Here is a 16609-nt window from a genome sequence, read left to right on the forward strand (position 1 = left end):
CATTCACCGGAATGGATACGGGCCCTTTATGTTCACACCTCATGCGCACTGCATCGGGCGTGCCGTCGATCTCGATCCCAGCGAGTCTGGCACCAGCCTTGGTGACGCCGAGCTGATGCAGGCCACGCTGTGGTTGATGGGGTTCGATCAGCCATTCGTTGCGCCTGCGCCGTCATCGCTTTGCCGGTTCATCCGCCACCATGGAGTGGCGGGCTTGTTGCAGCTCGACAGGGTGCAAGCCCTGGCTCCCATGTATGGATCAGTGCTGCTGGCGGAGCGCCAGCGTATTGCCATGCGGGCCCTGGCGCTGGGCGCCGGGCTAAAACGCCTGGTCACGGCCTTTACTGCTCAAGGCCTACAGCCGCTGGCGCTGAAGGGGCCTGCGTTGGCGTTACAGGCGTATGGCAGCCTAGCTGCCAGGGGAGGGGTGGACCTGGATGTGCTGCTGGAAGCCGAGCAATGGCCCGTGGCCCTGGAGGTTTTGCAGAGCCTGGGTTATCACATTGCTCCCGGACAACCTTGGCCCCTTCCTGCCGCCACCCATGAACTGGTACTGACGCATGCGCAGCATCAGCCTCGCGTGGAGCTGCACCGACGGCTGTTGCGTCACCAGCATTTGCTCCGTGATCCACAGCGAATGACCCAGGTCGTCGATCTGCACGGCACCGATGTGACCTGCCTCGCGCCGGCTTACGCTCTGCCCTATCTGATCGCCCATGCCAACCAGCATTGCTTTCGACGCCTGATCTGGCTCATGGACATCTACACGTTGTTGCAGCATGCCGACCTGGACTTCGAGGTGCTCGCTGGCCAGGTGAAGCGCAGCGGCACCTGCGCCATGCTCGATACCTGTCTCAGCCTGCTGACCAGGCTGTTTGGCTTTCAGGTTCCGGCTCCGTTGCAACAGGTGCGACGACCATCCCGGGCAAGCCGCGAGATGGTCGAGCTGGCACTGGAAGCGCTGCGCAAATCGCTGAGCGATGACGAAGTCGCGAAGAGGCAGGGCCTGTTCGCCCGAGTGCGCCTGGATATCGCCCTGCAAGACAGGCTAACAGCGCGTTGGCAGGCGCTGACCGGTTGGCTGAGCCCGACGGCCAAGGACAGCCAATGGCTGTTGCTGCCGCGTGGGTTGGCTTTTCTCTACCCTCTCGTTCGCCTTTTCCGGCTGGCACTGCGCCAGCGAGGTCACTGAGCATGAAGCCTGCTGTTCCTCGCTCCCGTATTCTGGCTCGCGGTCTGAGCGTCTTTGCCACGGCCTTGTTGGCAGGCTGGGTCATAGAGCCCGGTACCGCCTGGTCAGGTGCCTGGGACTTGGCGTTGATGGCTACGCTGCCGTTCATGGCGCTGGACTGGCAGCTGTTGCGCCCCCGGCATCGCTTGGCCGAACGGCTGGCCACCGGCAGTGGCCAGCTTTTGCTGGGGCTGGTGATACTGGTTTGTGTGGCGCCGTTGTTTGGCTGCTCGCCGTCAGTTGCATGGGCGCTGAGTTGGCTGGTGCTGGCCAGTATTGCGCTGCTGTTGCTTGAGGTGGGCAGTCGGCGAATCGCTGCATGGCGCCCTCCCATGCCCCGGATACTGCTGGCAGGTGGCTGTCCGCATGTCGGCCAGTTCGCTGAACAGCTTGGCCAGTCTGCCGTTCAGCTGTCACGTGAAGACGCCTTGGGGTGGTTGACGGATCGGCCAACCCGGCAGCTCTCAGACTGCGTGGTGATTTTCGACACCTGCCTCCACGCCACCTCAACCCATGCTGTTCCAACTGGGTGTCCTGTGCCGCCCCTGCATGAGGCGCCCGCTTGTTCGGCGGGCACTGCGGCAGCCAAGCGTCTTTTCGACCTGCTCAGTGCTGCCGTTCTGCTCAGTGGCCTCGCTCCGTTGCTGGTGTTTGTCGCGCTTGTCGTTCGGCTGCAGGACGGTGGACCGATACTGTTTCGTCAGCAGCGCCTCGGCTTGCACGGTTCGATGATTACCGTGCTGAAGTTTCGCAGCATGCGCGTGGCTGCCTGCAGTGACCTGCTAGCCCCGCAGGCGCGCGACGAGGATCCGCGCATCACGGCGTTCGGCAAATGGATGCGGCATTGGGGTATCGACGAATTGCCGCAGCTGTTCAACGTGCTGCGCGGCGATATGTCCATGGTCGGCCCGCGGCCCCATGCGGTTGCCCATGACCTGTACTACGGTGCCAGGGTTGTCGGCTATGCCGCCCGCCAGGCGGCCCACCCGGGCATCACTGGGCTTGCCCAGATACGCGGGCGGCGCGGAGAGACTCGCGCTATTGCCGATATGGCTTTGCGAGTGAGCGATGACCTCGAATACATCTCGCGCCAGTCACTCTGGCTGGACCTTTTCATACTGCTGGTCACGCCGCTGACGTTGTTGCGAAGCGCCCGTGGGCGCAAGCAAACGGATCGTGCGGCGACCCCGGATAGTCCTACATTCGAGCCATTCGCAACGCCATCCGAGGATAGCCGCTGCGCAGACTCAAAGGCCGAATCTGTTTGAGGATGTGTGTATGCATGGCACTGGCAGAAAGTGGCGCAGATGTTGCGGCAGGTTCAGTTGGCGCGCCGAGCCGCGCATACGCACGTAGATTGCCTTCGTAGATACCGTAGGCTTCCCGGCGCCAGTGCTGGACGTGGAAACCATTCGCGCTCAGCAGCGCCTCCAGGGTTTGCTGGCAGAAGTAGCTGCGGTGGGAAATGTGTACCTGCTGCAAGCCAAGCTCTTGCCATTCGGCGCTGATATCCGGGACCTCGATCACCAACCAGCCCTGCGGGTCCATCAACGTAGCTATTTTGGCTAACGCCTTGCCGGGCTCCTGCAGGTGTTCGAGAACATGGAACAGCGTCACCAGGTGCGGCGCGAAAGGCAGCTGGGTCTGTTCATCGAGCCCGGCTGCGCGCACGTGTTCGCCCAGGCCTAGCACGGTGACAGCATGGTCGCGTTGAGGGCCGCCAGGCTCCAGGCCCATGTATCGCGCATAGCCATGCGCACGGCAGGCATCCAGGAAAAATCCCAGGCCGGCTCCGATGTCCAGCACCGAGTCGCACTGGCCGATCATGGCGCTGATTTCGCTGAAGCGGTAGCCGGCGAGCAGGCGGTAATTCCATATCGCTTTGCTGGCCGGGGGTTGTCGCATCAGGCGAGGGTAAAGCTGGGTATAGAACTGCGCCTGGGTGTCGCCGCTCAGGCCGCGCGCCAGGTAAACCAGCCCGCAATGGCGACAGCTGGACAGATTGACCCGTAGAAAGTAACGGTCATGACGCCGGATCAGTTGGGGATCCCGCTGTCCGCAGCCAGGGCAGGGCAGCTCGACCAGGCGCCGATTAATCTCGCGAAGCTGATTGATCAGTGAAAGCACTATCTGTACCCGTTTTCAGCAGAAATTCGAAGGACTCAGTGGACGTCGCTGCACTCTAGCAGCCTGCAAGGCGATGGTGTGCTAGATAGGGTTTTCCGGTAGCAAAAACATGGGCAGCGAATTGCAGCCGCCTGGTGGCTATGGCAAATTCCTGCACCTTTTACGTAAATACCAGACCGCCTGCACGGTATTGCAGGCAGGCCCACCAGGCAGGAATGATGCAGGCAGCGCAGACAGCAAGACCTATGGAGATCCAGGATGAGATCTCGCTGGCCGAGTTGGCCCTGCGAGCGTTGCAGTTCTATCAGCGATTTGGCCGCTTGCTTGCGCTGATTGCGCTGCTTGCTGCCTTGGTCGTTGCCAGTTGGGCAATCAGTCGCCCGCTATATAGCGTGACCGCGTTGCTTGAGGTGCCCAAGGTAACGCTTGAAGAATGGCGGCAGTCTCAGCCCTTCCTCTGGGACAAGCGCTGGGTTGATCGCGCCTTCGGTGACGAACAGTCGGAGGATGATCCTCAGCAGCAACTGCTGCGCACCCGCGCACTGAATCCCGAATACTGGGCTAATACGGTGCGCTATCGTTCTTCCCTCAATCGCGACGACGCCCGTGATGTTCCCGTCGCGCAAATCCAGAGCAGTGGCGGGCTTGGCTTGGAGTTGAACCTGCGGGTGCGCGACGAAGAACAGGCTGGCCGGACCATCGAAGCGCTGTCCCGGCAGGTACGTGAAGCCCTTCTGGCCAACAGCCTGATCGACCTGGTACGGACCAGCCAGGCCAGTCTGGATCGCCGTCCACAACTTAAGTTGGATGTGCTCAACGCCGAGTTCGACATCGAGCAGAACCGCCAGCGCATCGCCGACATGCGCCAGTTGCTGGAGCGCTATCCAGATCTGCGTCACCTGGAAACCAGCACCCTGTTCTCGGTCAGCGATGGTGGCGGTAAATACCTGTCGCCCTTGCCGCAGATCGTCGCCCTGGAGAGCACGGTTTCCGAGCTGCAGGCCAAGGCGCGAAAGGCCCAGCGTGAACTGGAGACGCTCGACTGGAAGGAACGGCTGCTGGCGGGAGTGGACGACACGATCCGCAACGCTACCTCGGGTGAAGACATTCTCGACAAGCTCAAAAGCAACCGCGAACAGGTGCTTGCTGCTTCTGCACAGCAAAACGCTGCAGCCCGGGAGGCGGCCGAGGACATCAACGTCAAATTGGCACAGGCCGAATCGCGCCAACAGGCCATCGGCATCAAGACACGCTCTGCGATTTCCACGATGCCCGTGATGCAGCGAAATCCGCTGATTATGGGGGGCGCTGCGTTCGCGCTGACCTTCGTTGCGCTTTCCATCCTGCTTGCTCTGCACGTAGCGCTGAGAAGGGAGCAGGGTGTACTGACGTGGCTGCCACGCCCCATGCGGCGCTGGCTGATTATGGAGAAAACACAGTGATGCGCCTGCTTGTGACCGGCGGTGCCGGAATGCTGGGACGTCGCGTTGTGCGACAGTGGCGCGAGGCGGGTGGTGACGTGGCGGTGCTGGACAACCTGTCCAGTGGCTTGTCGATGCCGCCCGAAGCCAACCTGACGGTGGTGGGTGATCTATGTGACGCCCAGACAGTCGCTGACTTGCTGGCCTCCTGGCGGCCCGACGCCATTTTGCACTTGGCGGCGGTGCACCATATCCCCACTTGCGAGATGCAGCGTGCGCACTGCCTGGACGTCAACGTGGTGGGCACCGAGCGATTGCTGGCCGCCGCCGAATCGGCGCAGGTAAGTCGCTTGGTGATTGCCTCCAGTGGCGCCGTCTACGCGTGGCAGGAGGGGCCGCTTTCTGAGCTCTCCAGCCCCCTGGCGCCCTGTGACAACTATGCCTTGTCCAAGTCCTGCAACGAGCAGCAGCTGAAGTTCTGGAGTGCACGTGGTGTGCACATCGGCCGGGTGGCGCGGATTTTCAATGCGGTGGGCCATGACGATCCCAATGCCCATCTGATCCCCGAGGTACTCAAGCAGCTGCGTCAATCGAGCGATGGCTGCATACGCCTGGGCAACCTGGCGCCTAGACGGGATTACTTGCACGCCGACGATATCGCCCGCGGCCTGATCGCCATGCTGCATGACCCGCGAACAGACATTCCATTTGACGTGTTCAACCTGTGTTCGGGGGTGGAGCATTCCGTCGAGCAACTGGTGCGGCAACTCGGCGAAATCGTCGGGGTGCAGGTCAAGGTTGAGGTGGATCCGGCCCGCCAGCGGCGTGTCGATCGTCCCAGCCAGTTGGGTGACCCCAGCCGCACCCTGGAGTTGCTTGGCTGGCAGCCGCGTCTGGCATTCACCGAGGCGTTGCGCCAGGTCGTGTTCCCGGACCGGGTACTGTGAAACCAGACTCGGTACCCCGGCCCGCTGACTTTGCTCCGGAGCCATCCGAGCCTTCGCATGGCGCTGGGTCGATCACCCATTCGTTCGTGCTGGCGGCCTCCACCTATGGCTTGGGGCAGGCTTCCAACCTGGCGTTCCAGCTGCTGCTGCTGAAGCTCTTGGGGGCGGCCAGCTACGGGGTGGTTGGCTTGGCGCATCTGCTGTTGATCACCCTGATCTTTCTCGCCGACCTGGGCTATGCCTCGCTGTTTCTCCGTGAAGACCGCAGCTCCAGCCACTGGCTGGAGACCTGGCGTTGCGCGCAGGGGCACCGGCTGATCGCGACCCTTCTGTTGTTGGGCCTTGCCCTGACGGGATGGGTGTTTTACAGCGATGACCAGGCCGGTCGGCAGTACCTGTTCAGTGCCGCCCCCGCCAGCGTGTTCGCGCTGTTCAATTTTTCCGCACCGCTTATCGTCTCCGGCCAGCGCCTGCGTGGGCTGCTGGTGGCGCAGATCGCCTGGCCGGCCGCACTGCTGTTGTGGTGGCCCGTCAGCATTGTCTTGCCCCTGTCACCTGCAGCAAGCGCCGGGGTGGCGGTCAGTCTGGGGTATTTCACCCAGGCCGTTATCAACATCGCCATGAGTCGCCAGCGCCTGCTCTGGCTGCCGATGTTCGGCAAGGGGCAGGTGGGGGCGGCACTGCATTTGTCCGTATTGGGCGTATGCGGAACCTTGCATGACCGGCTTACCCCCTTTCTGCTGGCTCCCCTCGCTCCGGGGTTCATGCCTGTCTATTTGCTGTTGAACCATGTGCTCGGTGGTCTTTCCGGGGTTCAGAGTCAGTTGTCGCGCCTATTGCTGGGCGATGCTGCCCGCGTGCGCGGTCGCCAGCGGATCACGGCGGTGGCCTCGTTGCTGGGGTGGGCAACCGTCAATCTGTTGTTGCTGGGGGCGCTGGCACAAGGTCTCGAGCTGCCGGATGAGCAGCGCCAATGGCTGGGGTTTTCAGGGCTGGTGGTGCTCGCCTGGGGCTTGTCTGCTTCCAGCGGGTTTCTGGTGCTGGTTTTGATCGCTGCCCGTCGCGAAGGACAGTTCGTGCGACCGTTCTTTCTCGGGCTCAGCGCCAGTGCCCTGCTGCAGCTCATGGCCGTATGGCAAGAAGCGCCTGGCTACCTGCTGTGGGCAAGGGTCGTGGGCATGTTGCTGGTAATGAGTGCGCTGCTGATGTTGCTCAAGATGCGTCCAGGTCGCTGGGGCATGCTCGCATTGGCGGGCGCGCTGGTCGCATGCGCCAGCGTCGGAACGAGCTGGGCGGGTGGCCTGGTCATCATGCTGGCGGTGCCGGCCCTGGTCGGCTTGTTGGGGCGGCGTCCTTGCTACCTCGAACTACGTCGCAGGGTGGATGGATGAATACGCTTGAGTGTCGACCATGTGTGGCCTGATCGCGGTACGTGCGCTGTACGAGACTCCGGACCTGCAGTCGAGGGCGAGCCGTGCCCTGGCACGTCTGGCCCGCCGCGGCCCCGATGCCGAGGGGCTGCTGATGGTCGAGGCGGCACCACCGACGTTGCTTGGACACCGTCGCCTGGCCATTCTGGATACCCGTGGCGCTGCGGGGCAGCCCATGCGTTGCCCGGTGACTGGCACGGTGCTGGTGTTCAACGGTGCCATCTACAACTTTGTCGAACTGCGTGAAGAGCTGCGAGCCCTGGGCTGTGTCTTCGTGACTGACGGCGATACCGAGGTGCTGTTGCACGGCTGGCGAATCTGGGGCGAGGATGTGTTTTCCCGCTGCAACGGCATGTGGGCCGTGGTGCTCTGGGATGCACCCAGTGGCGACCTGGTGTATTGCCGTGACCGTCTGGGCGTAAAGCCCCTGTACCTGCACCACGATGGCCGGCAGATGACGCTGGCCAGTGAAATCAGCGCCATTGCCGAAATGCTCGGGGGGTATCCGGCACCCAATCCGGAGAAGCTGTTCGACTTCCTGCTTACGGGATTCTCCGAGCAGGGCACCGCCACCTTTTTCCAGGGGATACGGGCCGTCACGCCTGGCGTGGTCGGACGGATGAGCCGAACCGGCCGCTTCAGCCAGGCGCCTTACCATCACTGGCCCGAACCCGGCGGCGCCGAGCCGATGTCCAGTTCGGAGCTGCGGGAGATGGTGGAGGATGCGGTGCGCCTGCGCCTGCAAGCTGACGTGCCGGTGGCCAGCCTGCTGTCCGGCGGGCTGGACAGCTCGATCATCACCCGGGTGGCGCTCAACGCCAGCCAGCAACCCCGGCAGCGGCTCGAAGGGGCGTTTACCTACGGCTACAGCGCAACCGAACAGGCAGTGTTCGATGAGTCGGCACGGGCAGCACAGTTCATGACCGAAAGCGGCCATGGCGACCTTCATCATGTAGTGCGTTTTACCGCTATCCCATCGGCCGCAGAGCTGATGAGCCTGGTCACGGTGCAGGGAGAACCGTTCAGCACGCCTTCGGTGTTGGCCAGTTTCAGGACCTATCGCGCCATTGCTGATCGGGGATTCAAGGTGGTGCTGTCCGGTGAGGGGGCCGATGAGCTGTTCGGCGGCTATTCCGCCCGTTATCACTCCGTGGCTGCCCGGGATGCACTGTGGTCAGGGCACCTGCTCCAGTTGGCCCGCCTGCTCGGACAGCGCACCTTTCCTGCCGGGTTGCTGCTCAACCGCCTGGTCTGGGACCTGCCCCTGGCGTTGCTGGGGCCGTTGTTACGGCGTCATCGCCCCAGTGTCGGGGTGATGAGCGCCGGCTTGTGGGAGTCCCAGCAACAGCGCCTTGCAATCGTGCGCGAGCGGATGTGCTGCCGCCTGGAGCAGCGCATGCGCGAGGACCAGCTGGACAACCTGCTGCCGATGGCACTGCGGATGGCTGATCGCAACAGCATGAGTGCCGGCATCGAACTGCGCAGCCCGTTCATGGATTACCGCCTCGTCGAGCGTGCATTCCGTACGCCGGCCCTGGAGCGCGTAGGCAGCGGGCGCTCCAAGGGCCTGTTGCGTGATGCCTTCAAGGGCGTCCTGCCGGATCGGCTGGTCGCCACACCGAAAAATACCGGCTTCGGTCATGCCGAGCAGTTCCTGGTGGCGCAATTGCCCTGGCGCGAACTGCTGGAGGATCTGCCGCCCGAACTGGATGGCTTCCTCGACCTGAATGCGCTGCGAGGGCATCTGGCCAGCCCGCACAGCCACAGTACGCTGTGGTGGGCGCTGTCGGTGGCACTCTGGTACCGGAGTGTCTATGCCTGAGCACGTCGATGACTGGGGCCTGGCGGCGGCTACCGGCCAGTGTCGCGCCTGTGGCAGCAGTACCGAGCAGCGCGCCTTCTGGCCTGAGGTCTACGCCCGTTCCGGGCAGACCCTCACGCGTTGTGGCTATTGCGCCACGGTGTACCTGGCCCCCGGTTTCAGCGAAGCCGGGCTGGTACGTTTTTATACCGGCCCGTACCGCCGCCTGTTCCCGGCTGAAGTGCCCTGGCGCAGCACGGCACGTTTCTTTGCCTGGCGCGGCGACCGCGACGTGGCACGCCAGCGGTTTTCCCTGATAGGCGCGAACCTGCCGCCACAGGCACACCTGTTCGAAATGGGCTCCGGGTTCGGTGCCTTCCTCGGGCAGGCGGCGCAGCAGCGTAGCGACCTGCAACTGAGCGCCAGTGAGCCGGACAGGGCCCAACGGCACGCCTTGCTCGGGCAGGCAGAGGTGCGTTTCATCGACAGCCTGGCCGCTCTGCCGGAGCGGAGCCTGGATGGGGTGGTGGCCTTCCATGTGCTCGAGCACCTGATCGAACCGCTCGGTTTTCTCCAGCAGGCCGCCATGGCCCTGCGCGATGGGGGCCGCCTGTGGGTGGAAGTGCCTGACCTGATGAGCGACTGGCAGACCCGATTGTTCGTCCACCCGGCGCACCTGAGCTACTTCTTTGCCGACAGCCTGCGTCGCCTCGCCGAAGCGGCTGGACTGCAGGTGGTGTACTGCGGTGTCCATCCGCTGACGGCGCTGGAGGGGACCCTGTGGCTGGAGGCCTTGCGCCCGGCGACGCCGATGTACCAACCCGTGGCACCGGCAACGAAGCAGGTAGTGGATGCGATTGATCAGTGGATCTCACGGGTCGGCTGGGGCCCGAAGGACCGGCTCAAGGCACTCCTCAAGACCATGGCCATACGCGTGCTGGGGCCGGGGTTGGTCGGCGAGTGGCAACGCTGGCGACAGCATCGCCGCCATCGTGATGAGTCGGCGCCGCGATGAGATTCAGGCTGCTGCTGCTCATCATCCTCTGGGTGCATCTGGGCGACCTCTGCAGCGCCTGGCTGTATGGCGACGGCGCCTGGCCAGAGGTAGGGCTGCTGCGCAATCTGCGAGACATGCTGGTGGTGGTGCTCGCGGGGTGCTGCCTGCTCAGCACCCGTCTGACCGCGCGCCTGTTGTTGCCGCTGGTGGCATACAGTGCTGTGGCACTGAGCTACCTGCTGGTCAACAGGGTGAACGCGTCGTCGGGCATCCTGTTGGGCTCCTATGGCACGTTGATGATTCCCGTGCTGTTCTTCCTCCTGGGTTTCTATTGCGTACGCCGGCCCGAACAGTTGCGGGCCTGTGTCGCCCTGCTGGTGCTGCTGGGCATCGCCAGTACGCTGTTTGGCGTCTGGGAGCAACAGAACACGGCATTCTGGACCGAAACCATCGGCTACCCGCGTTACATGCGCGATATCAAGGGCCTGGCGTTGGGCGCCAATTGGGAAAGCGGCTTGCCCTGGAATTTCTACGGCGGCATCGAACTGGAACGCCGAGCGGCGGGCCTGCTGGCTGCACCCTTAGCACAGGGGATGTTCCTGGCGGTCGTGGCCGTGGTGGCCATCGCCTGGTCGCCAAAGCGCGCCGGCTACTTCGGCCTGTTGCTCTGCGGCGCGTTGTTCGTCGGCGTCTGGATGTCAGGAACGCGCGGCGCCATGCTGGCCGGCAGCCTCGCCCTGATCGGTTACCTGGCCAGCGGCGCCACTCTGTTCCGTTATCGCTTCGTGCGCTGGCTGGTGGCTGCTGCTGCTTGCGGCGTGATTGCGATGGCTTCCTACAGCATTGTCCAGATGAGCATCAACTTCCTGGACGGATCAACCATCGGCCACTGGATGGCGTTGCAGAAGAACCTGCAGGACCTGCCCAGGGTCGTGCTGTTCGGTGCCGGCCTCGGTGCGCAGGGGGCGCTGGCGGCCCAGCAGCAACAGACGCTGATCGGCGGAGGGGAAGGGGCCATCTTCAGCATTGCGTTCCAACTGGGGCTGCCTGCCGCACTGCTGTTCCTCTGGTTCTACCTGAACATGTCCCTGGCCTTGTGGAACCGCTACCGAAGGGGCCGCGAGCCCATGGTGCTCGCGGTGTTCTGGCTGACCCTCGGCCTGGCCACTACCCTGATCAGCTCCGAACACCTGCTCACGGTCTCCGGCACAGGCGCCTTCTGGCTGCTTTGCGGCGCCACCTTGCGCAGCACCTCGCCAACGGCCCACCACACAGAATCACTCACTCATGAACAGCGAACCGGATAGCCGCCGCATTGAATTCCTGGGGTGCCCTCTGGATCTGCTCAGCACCCGGGAAATGATCGAACAGGCCCGTCAGGCCCTCACGGACGGTTGTCGCCTGCGACTGGAGGGGCTCAACGTCGCCAAGCTGGTCGACGCGCGCGCCACCCCCTCCCTCATGCAGGCGCTGCACGAGGCGGAGCGCGTCCACATAGATGGCGCGGGCATTACCCTGGGACTCAAGGCGCTGGGCATCACGGCGCCATCGCGCTGCGCGGGGATCGACCTGATGGGGCTGCTGTGCGAAATGGCCGCGGAGAGCGGGGCGTCGGTGTATTTACTCGGCGCTCGCCAGGAGGTGGTCGAACTGACCGCCGAGCGCCTGCTGGCCCGTTACCCCGGCTTGCGTATTGTCGGTATGCGCAATGGTTACTTCACGGCCAGTGAGGAGGCCGACGTGATTCAGAGCGTTCGTGCCAGTGGGGCGGACATACTGTTTGTCGGCATGAGTTCACCGAAAAAAGAGCTCTTGCTGCAAACCCACTGGTCGAGCCTGGGCGTCAAGGTGGGAATGGGAGTCGGCGGCTCCTTCGACGTACTTTCCGGCCAGTTGCCACGGGCACCGCGCTGGGTACGGCGGATAGCCATGGAGTGGTTGTTCCGCTTGTTGCTAGAGCCTCGGCGCCTGCTCTGGCGTTATCTGCGCACCAACAGCCGTTACCTGCTGCTGCTGGCCGCTGCCCGCCTGAGACCCGCAACGCGGGACAAGGACCAGGCCCAATGCTGAGCGCCGGCTCCTCCATGTCCTGGGAATCCTTGCGAGCCCTGCTGTCGAGACCCGGGCTAGCCCTGTTGGCCTTGGGCCTGTTCGTGCAACTGAGCGGCTTTCTGTTCAATAACGATGGCAGCCGTCAGGCCACTCAGGTCTACCTGCTGCTGTTCGTACCGGCGCTGGTTCTGCTGCTGGTCGAGCGCCTGGCGCTGCCCCTGTGGCGCCAGCCCTGTGCCTTGGTGTTGCTGGCCTTGCTGGGCTGGGTAGTGCTGCGGGGCTGCTTTGGCGATTCATTGAAGACGCCTGGCTACCTCCTGAAGGCAGTGCTGCTGATCTTGCTGTATATGTTCGCGATCAGCCATCTGATGGGCAAAGGCGTGATCGGAATTCCTCTTGCTCTCGCGGTGCTGTTCGCCTGCTGTTTTGCCTGGCTGACACTGATCGTTCAGTTCGTCGTTTTGGATAAGCCGCTTGCCTACGAAGCACTTAGAGGCACGGGGCGGCTACGAGAGTTGGGCTGGCATGGTTTCGCGGATTTCTCACACCCCATCCCGGCAGGCCTTTACTACGGGATCTTTACCGTTCTGCTGCTAAGCGTACTGGTGGAGCGTGAGCTCAAGGCGTGGGCGTGGCTGCCTGTACTTATCGGTCTCACGGGCTTGCTGGTGTATGTGCTGCTCACCTTCTCGCGTGGTGCCTGGTTCTCAACCCTGGCGGGTAGCCTGACATTACTTCTGCTCAGCCCTCAACGGCGTGCTCGTCTCCTGCTGCTGATCGGCGCACTGTCGATAGTGTTGATGATGGTGGTGTTCTGGTCGCGGGTTGAGCATGAATGGTTTCTGGGCACCAGTCAGCGCGGCCTCATCTGGCTGAATTGGCTGGCTCACTTGCCCGAGTTCTGGGCTTTAGGCGAGGGGGCGGGAGTCAACTTGGTCTACCGATATCCTTGGGGCGATGTGGTGTATTACGCCCACAGCCTGTACCTGCAACTGTGGTTCGAGTACGGGATCGTCGGTTTTGTCTTGTTTCTACTGCTGCTCGGCATGTCTCTGCTCAAGGCGTGGCGGTTGCGTTCCGATCCTGCGGCCCGTGTGGCCCTGGCGATCTTGGTGTTCGCCCTCGTGGCGATGGTCTCGGAGATCTCAAGTGTGTTCAGTCGGCCCAGTCTTGATTGGGTCGTCCTGTGGCTTCCAATCGGATTGATCATGGGGTTGCGACCACCGGTGGAGCAATCCACGACCACATAGCGATCAAGAGTGATGTTCGTCGGTCACGATGACTCCGTATCTCCGTTCATCAATGAGCTTCGTTCGAGCATGAGCTAAACAGACTGAGTCATGACCTCCTCGGCTTTGATGAAGCGCTCGGCGTGGCCGACCTTTACCGAATACATCCAGGAAGCCTATGCACTCACCCAGGACCTGGGCGCCGACGTCAGCTTCGAATGCATCGGCAACAAGCACACCGCCAAGCTCGCAATCGACGCCATCCGCAAGGCCGGCACCTGCGTGCTGGTGGGCATCTTCGAAGAGCCCAGCTCGTTCAACTTCTTCGAACTGGTGGCCACCGAGAAACAGGTCCTCGGCGCCCTGGCCTACAACGGCGAATTCGCCGACGTCATCGCCTTCATCGCCGACGGCCGCCTCGACATCACGCCCCTGGTCACCGGCCGCATCGAGCTGGAGCAGATCGTCGAAAAGGGCTTCGAAGAGCTGGTGCACAACAAGGAACACAACGTGAAGATCATCGTCTCCCCGCGTGCGGCATAAGCCCCGACTGTGGCCGCGAACTGCGGCCTGACCCCGGCGCCAGGCCGGGGTTTTTGTGGGGGAGGGGGAGTAAGTGGGCTTTTGATGGGTAGGTGTCGGCCAGAGGCTGTGACATTGAACTTCACCGATAAAGCCTCGCCGACAAGCCGTACCTCTTCGGCTTTTCCGGCGCCATGCGTCAGTTCATCTTCAAGATCCCCCCTGGTGCTGTTCGGCAAACGCTGCCTGGGCCGCCTCGACGGCACGTTCAAGGTCGGCGCGGAAACCCGCCTGCAACGCCTGCTCACCCGCACCCTCTGCGAGCGCACCCAGGGCTTCTTCGACCGCCCCGCCAACCGCGAGGCCGAGCACTTCGAAGGCGACGTGCTGGAACTGCTCTCCAGCATCATCGCCAGGCAGACGGGCGAGCACCGCGTCAGCGCCCTCAGCGCCTCCTACCTGCTCACCGCCAAGCGCCTCATCGCCGAGCAACTGGGCGACCCGACCCTCAGCTGCGAACGCGAGGCCCAGGGCATCGGCATCTCCGTGCGCCACCTCGAACTCGCCCACCGCTTGCTCAGTAGCGGTTTGGATATCAGCGAGTTGGCCTACCGGCACGGCTATTCCGGCCATGCGCATTTTGCGCGGAGCTTCAAGGCGAGGCATGGGCGGACGCCGAGTGAGGTGAGGGAGAGATAGGGGCGGATTTCGTTTATTTGCGACTGCTTTTGGCCGGAAGTTGCCTGTGGAGGAGGATAGCAATCGACTAGGGGAGACAGTCTGATCTATAAGTAATGCACCCTCTATTCGATCCAAGGGTTGTGCGAATGGTAAGGAGGTTGATGACGCGATTGGTGGCCGCAGCAGGCGTAGTTCAGATAGCTATTATTAATAAGTGCCGCTACGTTAAATCTGTTTTACATGTTCAGAATTAAACTAGAAAACAGCTAATATTCCATAAAATAACGCATGGAAGAATATATGTCAGAACTTTTAGGAAGCCCATCATCCAGAGCTATTGAGAGTGTTTACAAGGAGAATAAAAAATTTGTTGTGATTGGACTGACTGGAAGAACTGGCTCTGGCTGCTCTACGTCAGCGGAAATTCTTTGTAGTGCCTCCATTGAGCTTCCGGAGAATGCCTATTCCGGAATCACAAAAAATGAGCTAAGAAAGCATCGAATAATCAAGAAATTTATTGAGCATCGATGGCAGCCATTTAAGTGTCTTCAAGTTAGGACGGTCATAACTAGATATATTCTTGAATTAAATTTTTCAGAGTTTTGCCGATTTGTTTCTGATGTTATGGCTGGAGATATGCATAAAACATTAGAGATTATGCGGGAAATAAAAGAAGAATATGATGGTCTGCACGTCGAAATATCTAAGTATCTTAAAAGTCCTGAAGGCACGATTGATGAAATGGAGTTTAAGCAAGAATTTGCTTTTGATCTTTACTTCAAAAAATTGCCAGTGTTTTCAAATAAAATACGAGAAGCCCTAAAAAATATCTCGATAGATGCATATACAAAAATATATCAGCGTGCAGGTGATAATATTCGAGCCTCGGGGCAAGCAAATAACTCTAAGTTCGATGACTCGAAAATTTTCCATTTCCCAAGGGTTATAAATAAAATAATAAAATCCGCACATCATGTGGCCCGGAAAAACAATGAGTCCTGTTTTGTTGTGATTGATGCTATAAGAAATCCATACGAAGCCATGTTTTTCAAAGAGCGCTACGCTAGTTTTTATCTAGTTTCAATAAATACGGAAAATGACAATAGGCTAGCTCACCTCCGTAGTGCACATAAATTTTCTGAGTCTCAGATAAAAGAGCTTGATGAAAAAGAATATCCAAGTAAGCTTGCTGGATATAGTAAGTTTATATCTCAGAATATACAGAAATGCATAGAGATATCCGATATACACGTACACAATCCAAGAAAAGAACAATTCAATAACGTTGAGCTTAAATGTCAACTTGCATGGTATGTTTCTTTAATACAGCACCCAGGCTTGGTGATGCCGACATCTTTGGAAAGCTGCATGCAGATTGCTTACACGGTCAAGCAAAGTTCTGGTTGTATATCAAGGCAAGTGGGTGCGGTTGTAACTGATGAGGAGTTTTCTGTTAAGTCGGTTGGATGGAATAACACACCGCAAGGGCAGGTGCCATGCCTTCTCAGAAATGCAGAAGACTTACTGCTTGGTCAGGACACTTATGCATACAGCGAGTATGAAAGAAACGATAGTAAATTTAGAGAAGTGCTTCATGATAAATTTGACAAGTTAAGAAAATCCATATTGTTGGAAGGCCGCAATTTGTCTTTTTGCTTTAAAGATATGCAGAATGAAATAGATGAGGAGAAGAATCAAGTTCATACGCGCTCGCTACACGCAGAAGAGAATGCATTCCTTCAGATTTCAAAGCATGGCGGAATGAAGCTTAGGAACGGGATATTATTCACTACAGCCAGTCCATGCGAGCTCTGTTCCAAGAAAGCTTATCAACTTGGAATAAGCAAAATTGTGTTCATTGATCCATACCCTGGCATTGCCACCAGACATACTCTGTTAGTAGGGGGTAACAGCCCAGAGCTACAACTTTATAGGGGGGCAGTTGGGAGGGCTTACCACCAGCTTTACCAGCCAATAATGCCCTATAAGGACGAACTGGAAACGCTGTTATCAATACCCGGAAACACAAACAAGAAAAATATTCGAGCAAAGATGCTGGAAAAAGAAAACCTGAAATTGAGAGAAGAAATTGAACGACTAAAAATCCAACTAGATAGTCTTGGTGGGTAAAAATAATATTCGTACAATTATATTTTTGTTAAGATTTTTCG

At 60.1% G+C, this 16609-nt stretch carries 12 protein-coding genes and 2 pseudogenes; 13 read left to right on the plus strand and 1 reads right to left on the minus strand.

Going from position 1 to position 16609, the window contains the following annotated elements; translation table 11 throughout:
• The first annotated feature begins 28 nt into the window (after nt 1–28).
• Together FBY21_RS02005 and FBY21_RS02010 are read left to right on the plus strand one after the other, a co-directional pair.
• Nucleotides 29–1192 (plus strand): nucleotidyltransferase family protein, encoded by a 1164-nt coding sequence (locus FBY21_RS02005; RefSeq protein WP_142008257.1) that lies wholly within the window; start codon nt 29–31, stop codon nt 1190–1192.
• Between the two features lie 2 nt (nt 1193–1194).
• On the plus strand, nt 1195–2499 hold the full coding sequence (locus tag FBY21_RS02010; protein WP_253543606.1) for a sugar transferase: 1305 nt from the start codon (nt 1195–1197) through the stop codon (nt 2497–2499).
• Here the strand turns inward: FBY21_RS02010 and FBY21_RS02015 are convergent.
• Complete coding sequence (locus tag FBY21_RS02015) at nt 2429–3358, minus strand: class I SAM-dependent methyltransferase (RefSeq protein ID WP_142008259.1); 930 nt, start codon at nt 3356–3358, stop codon at nt 2429–2431. The genes FBY21_RS02010 and FBY21_RS02015 overlap by 71 nt on opposite strands.
• 245 nt (nt 3359–3603) lie before the next feature.
• On the opposite strand from FBY21_RS02015, the gene FBY21_RS02020 reads away from it, so the two are divergent.
• The 11 genes and pseudogenes from FBY21_RS02020 to FBY21_RS02070 all read left to right on the plus strand — a co-directional run bounded on the left by FBY21_RS02020 (nt 3604) and on the right by FBY21_RS02070 (nt 16568).
• Nucleotides 3604–4800: a hypothetical protein gene (locus FBY21_RS02020; RefSeq protein ID WP_142008261.1), complete on the plus strand. Its 1197-nt coding sequence runs from the start codon at nt 3604–3606 to the stop codon at nt 4798–4800.
• Nucleotides 4800–5726: an NAD-dependent epimerase/dehydratase family protein gene (locus FBY21_RS02025; RefSeq protein ID WP_253543612.1), complete on the plus strand. Its 927-nt coding sequence runs from the start codon at nt 4800–4802 to the stop codon at nt 5724–5726. Before FBY21_RS02020 ends, FBY21_RS02025 begins: the two co-directional genes overlap by 1 nt.
• 86 nt (nt 5727–5812) lie before the next feature.
• Nucleotides 5813–7117 (plus strand): hypothetical protein, encoded by a 1305-nt coding sequence (locus FBY21_RS02030; RefSeq protein ID WP_142008265.1) that lies wholly within the window; start codon nt 5813–5815, stop codon nt 7115–7117.
• 19 nt (nt 7118–7136) lie between these two features.
• Entirely contained in the window at nt 7137–8978 is a 1842-nt protein-coding gene (gene asnB, locus FBY21_RS02035) for an asparagine synthase (glutamine-hydrolyzing) (RefSeq protein WP_142008267.1), read from the plus strand.
• A complete protein-coding gene (locus FBY21_RS02040; RefSeq protein WP_142008269.1) occupies nt 8971–9972 on the plus strand; it encodes a class I SAM-dependent methyltransferase in 1002 nt (333 codons plus the stop codon). Before asnB ends, FBY21_RS02040 begins: the two co-directional genes overlap by 8 nt.
• Nucleotides 9969–11261, plus strand: coding sequence for a hypothetical protein (locus FBY21_RS02045; protein ID WP_142008271.1), 1293 nt, complete (start codon nt 9969–9971; stop codon nt 11259–11261). Before FBY21_RS02040 ends, FBY21_RS02045 begins: the two co-directional genes overlap by 4 nt.
• Nucleotides 11242–12024 carry a WecB/TagA/CpsF family glycosyltransferase gene (locus FBY21_RS02050; RefSeq protein WP_142008273.1) on the plus strand — a complete coding sequence of 261 codons (783 nt, stop codon included), beginning with the start codon at nt 11242–11244 and terminating at the stop codon, nt 12022–12024. Before FBY21_RS02045 ends, FBY21_RS02050 begins: the two co-directional genes overlap by 20 nt.
• Nucleotides 12018–13256 (plus strand): O-antigen ligase family protein, encoded by a 1239-nt coding sequence (locus tag FBY21_RS02055; RefSeq protein ID WP_253543614.1) that lies wholly within the window; start codon nt 12018–12020, stop codon nt 13254–13256. The genes FBY21_RS02050 and FBY21_RS02055 overlap by 7 nt, the downstream gene beginning before the upstream one ends.
• Nucleotides 13257–13406: 150 nt before the next feature.
• A pseudogene (locus tag FBY21_RS02060) lies at nt 13407–13778 on the plus strand (zinc-binding dehydrogenase); the annotation flags it as partial.
• 140 nt (nt 13779–13918) lie between these two features.
• Nucleotides 13919–14456: pseudogene (locus tag FBY21_RS02065) on the plus strand (helix-turn-helix domain-containing protein); the annotation flags it as partial.
• Nucleotides 14457–14726: 270 nt separating this feature from the next.
• Nucleotides 14727–16568: a hypothetical protein gene (locus tag FBY21_RS02070; protein ID WP_253543616.1), complete on the plus strand. Its 1842-nt coding sequence runs from the start codon at nt 14727–14729 to the stop codon at nt 16566–16568.
• The last annotated feature ends 41 nt before the right edge of the window (nt 16569–16609 follow it).

Source organism: Pseudomonas sp. SLBN-26, assembly GCF_006715895.1.
GTDB lineage: Bacteria > Pseudomonadota > Gammaproteobacteria > Pseudomonadales > Pseudomonadaceae > Metapseudomonas > Metapseudomonas otitidis.

Excerpts from the sequence above, each read along its gene's own strand:
- FBY21_RS02040 (WP_142008269.1), top strand. The coding sequence starts at position 8,971 with ATGCCTGAGCACGTCGATGACTGGGGCCTGGCGGCGGCTACCGGCCAG.
- FBY21_RS02010 (WP_253543606.1), top strand. The coding sequence starts at position 1,195 with ATGAAGCCTGCTGTTCCTCGCTCCCGTATTCTGGCTCGCGGTCTGAGC.
- FBY21_RS02020 (WP_142008261.1), top strand. The coding sequence starts at position 3,604 with ATGGAGATCCAGGATGAGATCTCGCTGGCCGAGTTGGCCCTGCGAGCG.
- FBY21_RS02005 (WP_142008257.1), top strand. The coding sequence starts at position 29 with ATGTTCACACCTCATGCGCACTGCATCGGGCGTGCCGTCGATCTCGAT.
- FBY21_RS02025 (WP_253543612.1), top strand. The coding sequence starts at position 4,800 with ATGCGCCTGCTTGTGACCGGCGGTGCCGGAATGCTGGGACGTCGCGTT.
- FBY21_RS02045 (WP_142008271.1), top strand. The coding sequence starts at position 9,969 with ATGAGATTCAGGCTGCTGCTGCTCATCATCCTCTGGGTGCATCTGGGC.
- FBY21_RS02055 (WP_253543614.1), top strand. The coding sequence starts at position 12,018 with ATGCTGAGCGCCGGCTCCTCCATGTCCTGGGAATCCTTGCGAGCCCTG.
- FBY21_RS02070 (WP_253543616.1), top strand. The coding sequence starts at position 14,727 with ATGGAAGAATATATGTCAGAACTTTTAGGAAGCCCATCATCCAGAGCT.
- FBY21_RS02050 (WP_142008273.1), top strand. The coding sequence starts at position 11,242 with ATGAACAGCGAACCGGATAGCCGCCGCATTGAATTCCTGGGGTGCCCT.
- asnB (WP_142008267.1), top strand. The coding sequence starts at position 7,137 with ATGTGTGGCCTGATCGCGGTACGTGCGCTGTACGAGACTCCGGACCTG.